The sequence below is a fragment of the Streptomyces sp. WAC06614 genome, assembly GCF_003949795.1.
Taxonomy (GTDB): Bacteria; Actinomycetota; Actinomycetes; order Streptomycetales; family Streptomycetaceae; genus Streptomyces.
Genome location: NZ_RPRY01000266.1, coordinates 1 through 9,703, shown reverse-complemented (window position 1 = coordinate 9,703; position 9,703 = coordinate 1). Strand labels below are relative to the sequence as shown.

The window sequence follows — 9,703 nt, the reverse complement described above, 5'->3', positions numbered from 1 at the left end:
GGGCGGTCACGACCACGGTGCCCTGGCGGCCGCGGCCGATCGTCTGGCCGGACTCCGACAGGCGGCGGTAGGCCTCGGTGACCACGCCGCGGGTGACGCCCAGTTCCTCGGCCAGGACGCGGGAGGCCGGGAGCCGGCTGCCCACCGGCAGCCGGCCGTCGGCGATGGCCGAGCGGAGCTGGTCGGCCAGCCACGCCGTACGGGCGCCGGCCGGCGCCCGGCCGATGTCCAGCTGGAGGAAGTCCGAGCCGGACTCGCCCCTGCCCGGACCGCCCGGCGGCGCGGCGCCGGGGCCGGCTCCGGGGTGGCGCGCGGGTCGGTCGGCGGTGGGGATGGGTTCGGACCCCTCCGACGGCACTGTTTTGGACCTGCCCATGGGTCCATTGTGCGGGCACGGTGGAGACATGCCCACCCCGTCGACGGCCTCCGCCGTCTCCTCCCCCGCGCTCACCCGGCTCCTTCCCGGCGTCGCCGGCATGGCTCTCGTCGGCAGCAGCGTCACCGTCTCGCGCACGCTCGTCGATGCGCCCCTCCTCACCGCCCAAGCGGTCCGCTACGCCGTCGCCACCGTGATCCTGCTGCTCCTCGCCCGGCTGGCCGGGGCCCGCCTCGTGCTGCCGCGGGGGCGGGAGTGGCTGTGGCTCGCCGGGATCGCGGCCACCGGGCTCGTGCTGTTCAACGTGGCCGTCGTCCGCGGTGTCGGCCATGCCGAACCCGCCGTGATCGCCGTCGCCGTGGCCTGCGTACCCGTGGTGCTCGGGGTGGTCGGGCCGCTGCTGGAGCGGCAGCGGCCGAGCCGGCAGGTGCTGGTGGCCGCGCCCGTGGTCATGGCCGGGGCCGTGCTGGTCCAGGGCACCGGCCGGACCGATGCCACCGGAGTGGCCTGGGCAGCCGCGGCCCTGGCCTGCGAGGCCGGATTCACCCTGCTCGCGGTGCCGGTGCTGCGCCGGCACGGCCCCTGGGGCGTCTCCGTGCACGCCGTGTGGCTGGGCGCCCTCATGCTCGCCGCGCTCGGCGGTGCGGGCGAAGGGCCTTCGGCCGTGGAGGCACTGACCGGCTCTCAGTGGGCGGCCGTGGGGTACCTGGCGCTGATGGTGACCGCCGTCGCCTTCGTGCTCTGGTACTCGACCGTACGGGCCGTCGGCGCCGGGCGGGCCGGCCTGCTCACCGGCATCGCGCCGCTCGCCGCGGCCGCCGCCGGTGCGGTGACCGGTACGGACGCGCCCGGGCTGTCGGTGTGGCTGGGGATCGCCGTCGTGATCGTCGGTCTGGTCGTCGGCCTGCGGCCACGTGAGAATGCCGCCATGACCTCTGGCTCCGCCGATTCCCCCTCCGCCGGCTTCTCCTCCGCCGACGCCGCCGACGCCGTCCGGGTCGAGCGCGACGGGCCGGTGACCACCGTGATCCTGTCGCGGCCCGCTGCCCGTAACGCCGTGGACGGGCCCACTGCCCGGCAACTGGCCGACGCCTTCCGGGCGTTCGAGGCCGACGACGAAGCCTCGGTCGCGGTGCTGTGGGGCGAGGGCGGGACGTTCTGCGCGGGTGCGGACCTCAAGGCCGTGGGGACCGGGCGCGGGAACCGGGTGGCACCCGACGGGGACGGCCCGATGGGCCCGACCCGGCTGCGCCTGACCAAGCCGGTCATCGCCGCGGTCGCCGGTCACGCCGTGGCGGGCGGGCTGGAGCTGGCGCTGTGGTGCGACCTGCGCGTGGTCGAGGAGGACGCGGTGCTCGGGGTGTTCTGCCGCCGCTGGGGCGTGCCGCTGATCGACGGCGGTACGGTACGGCTGCCCCGGCTGATCGGCGAGAGCCGGGCCATGGACCTGATCCTGACCGGCCGCCCGGTCCCGGCGGTCGAGGCCCATGCGATCGGCCTGGCCAACCGGCTCGTCCCGGCGGGCCGGGCCCGGCAGGCCGCGGAGGAACTCGCCCGGGAGATCGCCGCGTTCCCGCAGCTGTGCCTGCGGCACGACCGGCTGTCCGTACGGGAGCAGCACGGGCTGGCCGAGCCCGAGGCCCTGGCCGCCGAGCTGCGGCACGGCATGGTGCCGCTGTCGGCCGGCGAGACCCTCGCGGGCGCCGCGCGGTTCGCCTCCGGGGCCGGACGGCACGGCTCCTTCGCCGACCTCGCCCACTTCACCGAGGCCAGCGACGCCGCCGACGGCATCGACTCCGGCGACGCCACCGACTCCGCGGCTTGGCCGGCTCCGCGGACTTCGCCGACCGCACCTACGGCACCTACGGCACCCACCGCACCCACCGCACCCACCGCACAGCCTGCACCGAACGCACCGAACGAAACCGCGCAGCCCGCGCCGACCGAAACCGCGCAGCCCGCGCCGACCGAGACCGCGTAGACCGCGCCGACCGAGACCGCATGGACCGCGCCGACCGAGACCGCATGGACCGCGTCTACCCTGGCGGCCATGACGATGATCTCCCCGGTCCCCACGACCGACCTCTACGACGAGCACGGCGAGCGGCTGCACATCTGCGAGGTGCAGTTCCGCCGGTTCGGCGGCCACCGTTCCTTCGCCGGGACCATCCGTACGGTGTCCTGCCACGAGGACAACGCCCTGCTGCGCGAGGTGGTGCACGGCCCCGGCGACGGGGCCGTGCTCGTGGTCGACGGCGGGGGCTCGCTGCGGACGGCGCTGCTCGGTGATCTGATCGCGGGGGCCGCGGTGCGCAACGGCTGGGCCGGGATCGTCGTCCACGGCGCGGTCCGTGACGCCGTGGCGCTCGGTGGCCTGGGCATCGGGATCACGGCGCTGGGCACCGTGCCGCGCAAGAGCGGCAAGAGCGGTGCCGGGGAGGTGGACGTGCCCGTCACGTTCGGCGGAGTGACCTTCCGCCCCGGCGACACCCTGTACGCCGACGAGGACGGGGTCGTGGTCCTCCCCGCCGCCCCGCGGGACTAGGCCCGGGCGCCGGGGGCGGTCGACCGCATTCCCGGCGCGGCCGGGTGGTGCCAAAAACAGGCTCGGGGGGCGGGATCGGGGGGCCGGATGCGGCATGTCCCTGCCACTACCGGAGCCGTCGGGGCGGGGCGCGAGCACACTCGCCTCTGCGTCCCCGCCCGTGACGGACGCGCGTCCCCGACCCCAAGGAGTGTCCCCCGTGTCCGACCGCCTCTCCGCCGCCCAGCCGTACGTCCTGGGCCTGTTCCGCATCGTCGTCGGTCTGCTCTTCGCCTGCCACGGCGCCGCCTCGCTGTTCGGCGTCCTCGGCGGGGCGCACGGCGGCGGCACCGTGCCCGTCGGGTCCTGGCCCGGCTGGTACGCCGCCCTGATCCAGCTCGTCGCCGGCGGGATGGTCCTGCTCGGCGTGGGCACCCGCGGCGCGGCCTTCCTCGCGTCCGGATCGATGGCGTACGCGTACTTCGTCGTCCACCAGGAGAAGGCCCTGTGGCCGATCCAGAACGGTGGCGAGTCCTCCGCGATCTACTGCTGGGCCCTGTTCCTGCTGGTCTTCACCGGCCCGGGTGCCTTCGCGCTGCAGAACGTCTTCGGCTCCCGCGCCACGGCGGCCGGGACCGACGGTGAGGTCCGGGGCTCCGCCGAGGAGACCGAGCGCACCCGCGCCACCGTCGCCGCCTGACACCGCGACGGCCGCCGGGCGGCGGGTCGCCGCCCGGCCGCCCGCGCCCGGCGACGGCTTCGGGCCCGGCGGCCGTCGCGCACGAGCCCCGGCGGCCGTCGCGGACGAAGCGGAGGGCCGCCTTGGAGTTCCGTACGATCTCACGAAGGCGGGGGCCCGGCGCCGGGTGAATTCCGTGCCGTCGCACCGTCGCCTTCCCCCGGCACCGCTTGGTTGACTGGCTCCACGATCACCGGGTCGGTGCGGGCGGCTCCCTCCGGTCCCGGGACCGTGCGAAAGAGCGAGCAGCCCCTGCACGCCGTCGCGGTGCCGGCGGGCAGGGGCTGTGCCGTGCGGGGCACGGACGCGGCGGCGGAAGGTCAGCGGCCCTCGGTGATCTGCGGGGCGGGCTCGTGGCGGTACTGCGCCGCGGTCTGGGCCGCGCCGAAGTTCTGCTGGACGAACTTGTCCCAGGAGCCGTCCTTGACCATCTTGCGCAGGGCGTCGTTGATCTTCTTCTGGAGGTCCTTGTCGCCCTTCTTCAGCCCGATCCCGTAGAACTCGTTGCTCAGGTTGAGGTTGGCGAGCTTGAACTTGCCCACGTTCTGCGGCTGGGCGGCGTAGCCGGCCAGGATGGAGTTGTCCGTGGTCAGCGCGTCGAGGGTGGTGTCCTGGAGGGCCACCAGGCATTCGGAGTAGCCGCCGAGCTCCTGCAGCTCCGCCTTGGGCGCCACCTTGGCCTTGACGTTCTCGGCGGAGGTGGAGCCGGTGACCGAGCAGAGGCGCTTCTTGTTGAGGTCCTCGGCCTTGGTGATCTCGTTCTCGTTGGAGCGGATCAGCAGGTCTTGGTGGGCCACGAAGTACGGGCCGGCGAAGTCGACCTTGGCCTTGCGCTTGTCGTTGATCGAGTAGCTCGCGACGACGAACTTGACCTCGTTGAACTGGATCATCAGCTCACGGTCGGAGCTGTAGACCTGCTTGAACTCGATCTGCTCCGGCTTGTAGCCCAGCTCCTTGGCGACATAGGTGGCCACGTCCACGTCGAAGCCGGTGAACTTCCCGTCCTCGCGCAGTCCGAGGCCCGGCTGGTCGAACTTGATGCCGATGGCGATCTTCTGCTGCTTGGCTTCCTCCCCCGCACCACAGCCGGACGCGGTCAGAGCAAGAACGATCACACCGGCGACCGCACCGGCCTTGGGAAGCTTCATGGGGACTCTTTCAGATGGAACCAGGTCAAGCAGTACTCGGCAGGAAGCTAGGAGGGCATGAGCACAGCGTCACTAGATCTGAGGAAGATTTGAGCATCACGATCTGGTACACCGTTGAACTTAAGGCGGTGCCCCCTCGTGACCAGGAAGGACGGCGGATGACTGATCAGGTGTCGGCTGCGGAGCTCTTCGACCGGATCGGCGCGCAGTACGAGGACGCGTTCGCGGACCTGCCGGGGCAGCACGCCGCCCTGGAATGGCTGACGGCCCGGCTGCCCACCGGGGCCCGCGTCCTCGACATCGGCAGCGGCACCGGCCGGCCGGTGGCCGCCCGGCTGGCGGCGGCCGGCTGCGCGGTGACCGGTATCGACGTGTCGCCGACGATGGTGGAGCTGGCCCGGCAGCGGGTGCCCGACGCACGCTTCGAGCTGGCGGACGTCCGCACGTACACCCCGCCGGACGGCGGTTTCGACGCGGTCTGCGCCTTCTTCCCGCTGCTGGTGATGACCCGCCCGGAGGTGGAGGACTCGCTGCGGCGGATCGCGCGGTGGCTCGTGCCCGGCGGCCACTTCGTGATGGCCACCGTCCCCGGGGACATCGAGGACCTGGAGATCGAGTGGATGGGCCACCGGGTGACGGTGAGCAGTCTGTCCACGGAGGACTACGTGGCACGGCTGACGGAGCTCGGCCTGGAGGTGCTGTTCAGCGAGCGGTCGACGTACCAGCCGGCGAGCGAGGCCGCCGGGCCGGAGGACCACCTCTTCCTCTACGCCCGCAAGCGCTGATACGCCCGCACGCACCGATACGCGCGCACGCGCCGATACGCCCGTGCGCGCGGACCCGGCGGTGGCCGGGATCGTACGTCCGGCCCCGCCGTGATCCCTTCCTCGTGGCAGCATGAACGGGCAACGCTGCCACGAGGAAGGGGAGTTCGGTGACGGGCATACGCAAGGGCCTGACCAGGGTCGAGGTCGCGCTGCGGTGGGACCCCAGCCCGGCCGGCACCCCCGCGCACGACCTGGACCTCGTCGCGGCGGTCCTCCCGGCGGCCGATCCGTACGGCGAGCCGGCCTATCTGGTGCACTTCGGCCGCCGCTCCCCCGACGGCACGGTCACCCTCGACCGGGACAGCCGCACGGGCCAGGGCTTCGGCTTCGACGAGGTGCTGAAGCTGGAGCTGGACCGGATGGACGCGGCGCTCGGGCGCGTGGTCGTGGGCGTGCTGATCCAGGACGACGCCCGGACGAAGTCGTTCGGCGACATCGGCGGCACGGCCGTACGGATCCGGGCCGGCTACGACGATCTCGTCCTGGACGATCTGGCGGGCGCGTCCGGGGCGGGTGCGGCGGTGGTCGCCGAGTTCACCCGGGAGGAAGCGGGCACCTGGACGCTGCGGCCGGGGGTGCGGGGGTTCGACGCCGGCCCGGAGGAGTTCCTGCGGCTGATGACCGCGGCGCCGTCGGACCGGGCGGCCGGCACTCCCTGAGGGAGCACGGGCCGCCCGGCCCTGGGCGGTGCGCTGCCTTCGTCCCCACGCGGCAGCGCGGGCAGGCCGCCGTCCGGTCATCGGTGACGGCGTCCTGCCGGTCTCAGGGGGCCGGGGAGAGGCCCAGGGCGGGGAGCAGGCAGACGTCGACGAACCGGACCAGGTGGTCGGCGTCGGCGTACTGCCCCTGGAGGACGGGGCCGATCCGCAGGACGCCCATGAGCTGGGCGGCCAGGAACTCCACGGCCGGATGGTCCGGGCGGATCTCGCCGCGCTGGACGGCGCGGTCCACCAGGGCGGCGTAGGCGGCGAGTTCGGGCTCGATGAGTGCGTCGCGCAGGGCGCACTGGAGGTCCTCGTCGTCCAGGACGGCGTGGCCGAGCGCATGGGTGAGCCGGGTGTCGCGGCCGGCGGTGCCGGCCGTGATCCGGGCGGCGGCGCGGAGGTCCTCGGCGAGGCTTCCGGTGTCCACGGCGGCCAGGCTGCGCCCGCGCCGTCCGGAGCGCAGGGCAGCAGCCACCAGGCGGGGCTTGGTCTGCCACTGCCGGTACAGGGTGGACTTGCCGCAGCTGGCCCGGGCGGCGACGCCCTCCATGGTGAGGGCCTCGTACCCCTGTTCGCGCAGCTCGTCCAGCACGGCGTCGAAGAGCTCCTGCTCCCGCTCCGGGGTGATCCTGGAGCGGCGCGCTGCGGTGGTCATGGCGTGACTTCCTGGCGGGCTACGGGCTACGGGCTACGGGCTACGGGCTGCGGCGGGTGCGGGCTGCGGCGGGTGCGGCGGTGCGTGCCGCCGCGGGAAGGTTTCCGATACGGAAGCGTACCGGAACGGTTGCGTATCGGTACAGTCCCGTATCGGTCCGATGGTGATCCGGCCGGCCCGCCCGCGGCCGGCGAGCCGGTCAGCCTCCTTCCGGCCGTACGGTGCGTGGCCCGACGCACCGGGCCCCGTACGCGGCGACCCGCTCGCGCAGGGCCCGGTCCGCCGTGACGACGACGCAGTCGCGGTCCGCGTGGGCGGCGGCCAGTTCCACGATGCGGTCGTCGCCACTGCCGGGCGCGGCGTCCACGCGGACGCCGGGGACGGACTCCACGCCCCGCGCGGCTCCCTCGACGACGAGGACGATCTCCTCCTCGCCGCCGCGCCGCGCGAGCCGGTCGCGCAGCCGCTCGGCGGCCCCACGACGGTCGCGCCACCAGCCGTCGGGCACGGAGCCGACGACATTGGCGGCGTCGACGATCATCAGCACGGTCATCGCTCCAGTATCGCCACCGCAGCGCGGGCCGGCGGCCGGCGCCGGGGATCGGCGCCTGGGGGCGACACCCGGCGGTCGACGCCCGGCGGTCGACGCCCGGCGCTCGGCGCCCGGGTCGGCGCCGACCGCCCGCGGTCAGGACCAGTCGGTGGCGATGGCCCGGAGCGCGGCCAGGTGCCGCTGGTAGGCGGCACGGCCCTCTGCGGTGGTCGCGAGCCAGGTGCGCGGGCGGCGCGCGACCCGGCCCTTGTGGACCTCGACGTAGCCCGCCTCCTCCAGGGCCGCCACCTGTTTGGACAGCACCGAGTCGGAGACCTCCACCAGATCGCGGACGAAGCCGAACTCCGCCTTGTCCAGCGGGGCCAGGGCCGCGATCACCGACAGCCGCACGGGTGCGTTCAGCAGCGGGTCGAGGTCGTGCCGGGGGTGGCTTCCGGGCGGGGTCACGCCGACCGCCGCCGCTCGGCCAGGGCGCCGAGGGCCGGCGGCGCGGCGCAGACCAGCGCGGCCACGACCGCGAAGCCCACCTGGTCGGCGAACGCGTGCAGGCCGAGCAGCACCGTCAGGGCGAAGAGGAGGCCCCACACCCCGATGATCAGCCCGTGCCGCATCCCGAACCCCCGGCGCATCACGCGCTGCTTGGCGGCGTACGCGCTCATGCCGCCCACCAGCACCACCTGGAGCACGGCGAACGTCGTCGCCGCCGCCAGGCCGTGCCAGAGCAGGGCCATCGGCACCAGCACGAGCTGGCCGGCGGCGAACACCGTGAGGTAGGTGGCGTACCAACCGCTGCCCCGGCGGGCGGCCCGCTCCAGGTCCGCCACCCGGCCCAAGGCCTCCACGGCCTTCCCCGTTCCGTCCGCACCGGCTCCGCCCATGGCCACAACTCCCCCTGGAAACACGTAGGAACGCCTAGGGATCCCTAGGAACGCCTCTGACGTTTCCAGGATCGCCTCTCCTTTCCACCTTGGCAAGTAGTTCCACCTCGGCAAGTGAACCGGGTCGGGTCACTGCTGCCGGAAGACCACCTCGGGGTGGGCGGGGCTCGGGCCCGTCAGCAGGGGCTGGGGGCTGTGCTTCAGGTGCTGGGCGAAGAAGGCGCCCACATAGGCGCGCGTGATCTGGACGGAGCGGGTGCCGGACAGCGGGGAGTCCGGGTCGGTCATGCCGAGCTGGTCGCCCAGGTACGGGGTGTCGGTGAAGGCGAAGTGGCCGGTGCCGGTGACGGTGAGCCAGCGCTTCCAGCCGTCGAGCCGGGTCCAGGCCGTGCTCCAGCTCGGCTCTTCGCTCCCGGGCGGCCACAGGGCCGGATCGCCGCCCAGCATCATGAAGGGCCGGCCGTTCAGGCCGCTCTCGGGCACCGGTGTGAAGAACGTGCCGTCCATGTTGACCCCGGCGTCCACGCGGCGGTCCGCCGCCATGGTCGAGGCGGCCGAGGCCCCGCCGATCGAGTGGCCGGCCATCCCGATGTGCCGGGGGTCGATGAGCCGGGAGTGGCGCCAGACGGCCCCGGGGCCGGTGAGCCGGTCGAGCACGAAGGCGATGTCCTTGGCCCGGCCGTCCGAGACGCGGCGGTAGTCCTGCGTCGGCCGGACCTGCTCGCAGGCGAGGCAGCTCAGCAGCCGGTCACCGGGGAAGCTCGTGCCGGCCGACTCGTACGCGTGGTCGACGGCGGCCACGACATAGCCCCGGGAGGCGAGGTCCTCGGCCAGCGCGGTCAGGGTGGTGCGCGGCACGGTGAAGCCCGGGGAGAGCACCACCAGGGGGTAGCGGCCGGCCTGCGGACGGGCGTCCTCGCGGGCGTACGTCCGGGTGGCCGCCACCTGCTCCGGGGTCACCCGGTCGCCGACGCCGGGCCACTGGGCGAGCAGCGTCGTGGCCTCGGGGACGGTCATGTACGAGCTCGGCGTGCCGGTGCGCGGGCGGGCCGGGTAGAACAGCGAGAGCATCAGCTCGCGGTCGGCGGTGGGCACCCAGGGGTCCTTGCGGGACCGGTCGACGAGGTGCAGGGAGTCCCGGCCGACGGCCAGCGGCCCGGTGGGGCGCGGCAGTTCGAGGGCGACGCCCTGGGGGGCGGCGGCCGCGACGGGGGCGGCCGAACTCCCCAACAAAGTCCTACGGTCGAACGACATGCCATCTCCCCTTGTGAGGCGTCTTCGAGCGCGCCGATGACTACC

At 74.0% G+C, this 9,703-nt stretch carries 11 protein-coding genes and 2 pseudogenes; 6 read left to right on the top strand and 7 right to left on the bottom strand.

The window, feature by feature from the left end:
* Positions 1 to 376 (bottom strand): GntR family transcriptional regulator (locus EF918_RS27105; protein ID WP_148141265.1); only part of this gene is annotated, 376 nt, incomplete at its 3' end.
* Here EF918_RS27105 and EF918_RS27100 point away from each other — a divergent pair.
* From EF918_RS27100 to EF918_RS27085, 4 genes and pseudogenes are all read left to right on the top strand, one after another.
* Positions 333 to 1,265, top strand: a pseudogene (locus EF918_RS27100) (DMT family transporter); the annotation flags it as partial. The gene EF918_RS27105 and the pseudogene EF918_RS27100 overlap by 44 nt on opposite strands.
* A gap of 39 nt (positions 1,266 to 1,304) precedes the next feature.
* Positions 1,305 to 2,126: pseudogene (locus tag EF918_RS27095) on the top strand (crotonase/enoyl-CoA hydratase family protein); the annotation flags it as partial.
* Between the two features lie 300 nt (positions 2,127 to 2,426).
* Entirely contained in the window at positions 2,427 to 2,921 is a 495-nt protein-coding gene (gene rraA, locus EF918_RS27090; protein WP_125651481.1) for a ribonuclease E activity regulator RraA, read from the top strand.
* A gap of 199 nt (positions 2,922 to 3,120) precedes the next feature.
* The gene (locus tag EF918_RS27085; protein ID WP_125651479.1) at positions 3,121 to 3,600 is read left to right on the top strand and encodes a DoxX family protein; all 480 of its coding nucleotides are present in this window, start codon (positions 3,121 to 3,123) and stop codon (positions 3,598 to 3,600) included.
* Between the two features lie 359 nt (positions 3,601 to 3,959).
* On the opposite strand, the gene EF918_RS27080 is transcribed toward EF918_RS27085, so the two are convergent.
* Positions 3,960 to 4,787 (bottom strand): glutamate ABC transporter substrate-binding protein, encoded by an 828-nt coding sequence (locus EF918_RS27080; protein ID WP_125651477.1) that lies wholly within the window; start codon positions 4,785 to 4,787, stop codon positions 3,960 to 3,962.
* Between the two features lie 158 nt (positions 4,788 to 4,945).
* Here EF918_RS27080 and EF918_RS27075 point away from each other — a divergent pair, with 158 nt between their 5' ends.
* Positions 4,946 to 5,572 carry a class I SAM-dependent methyltransferase gene (locus tag EF918_RS27075; RefSeq protein WP_125651475.1) on the top strand — a complete coding sequence of 209 codons (627 nt, stop codon included), beginning with the start codon at positions 4,946 to 4,948 and terminating at the stop codon, positions 5,570 to 5,572.
* A gap of 149 nt (positions 5,573 to 5,721) precedes the next feature.
* The gene (locus EF918_RS27070; RefSeq protein ID WP_125651473.1) at positions 5,722 to 6,273 is read left to right on the top strand and encodes a TerD family protein; all 552 of its coding nucleotides are present in this window, start codon (positions 5,722 to 5,724) and stop codon (positions 6,271 to 6,273) included.
* Between the two features lie 103 nt (positions 6,274 to 6,376).
* Here the strand turns inward: EF918_RS27070 and EF918_RS27065 are convergent, their stop codons facing one another.
* The 5 genes from EF918_RS27065 to EF918_RS27045 all read right to left on the bottom strand — a co-directional run bounded on the left by EF918_RS27065 (position 6,377) and on the right by EF918_RS27045 (position 9,658).
* Positions 6,377 to 6,973 (bottom strand): TetR/AcrR family transcriptional regulator, encoded by a 597-nt coding sequence (locus EF918_RS27065; protein WP_125651471.1) that lies wholly within the window; start codon positions 6,971 to 6,973, stop codon positions 6,377 to 6,379.
* A gap of 199 nt (positions 6,974 to 7,172) precedes the next feature.
* Positions 7,173 to 7,526 (bottom strand): NTP pyrophosphohydrolase, encoded by a 354-nt coding sequence (locus EF918_RS27060; RefSeq protein ID WP_125651469.1) that lies wholly within the window; start codon positions 7,524 to 7,526, stop codon positions 7,173 to 7,175.
* 135 nt (positions 7,527 to 7,661) lie between these two features.
* Positions 7,662 to 7,973: a transcriptional regulator gene (locus tag EF918_RS27055; protein ID WP_125651467.1), complete on the bottom strand. Its 312-nt coding sequence runs from the start codon at positions 7,971 to 7,973 to the stop codon at positions 7,662 to 7,664.
* A complete protein-coding gene (locus EF918_RS27050; RefSeq protein ID WP_125651465.1) occupies positions 7,970 to 8,404 on the bottom strand; it encodes a hypothetical protein in 435 nt (144 codons plus the stop codon). The genes EF918_RS27055 and EF918_RS27050 overlap by 4 nt, the downstream gene beginning before the upstream one ends.
* 129 nt (positions 8,405 to 8,533) lie before the next feature.
* Positions 8,534 to 9,658 (bottom strand): alpha/beta hydrolase, encoded by a 1,125-nt coding sequence (locus EF918_RS27045; RefSeq protein ID WP_125651462.1) that lies wholly within the window; start codon positions 9,656 to 9,658, stop codon positions 8,534 to 8,536.
* Positions 9,659 to 9,703 lie beyond the last annotated feature (45 nt).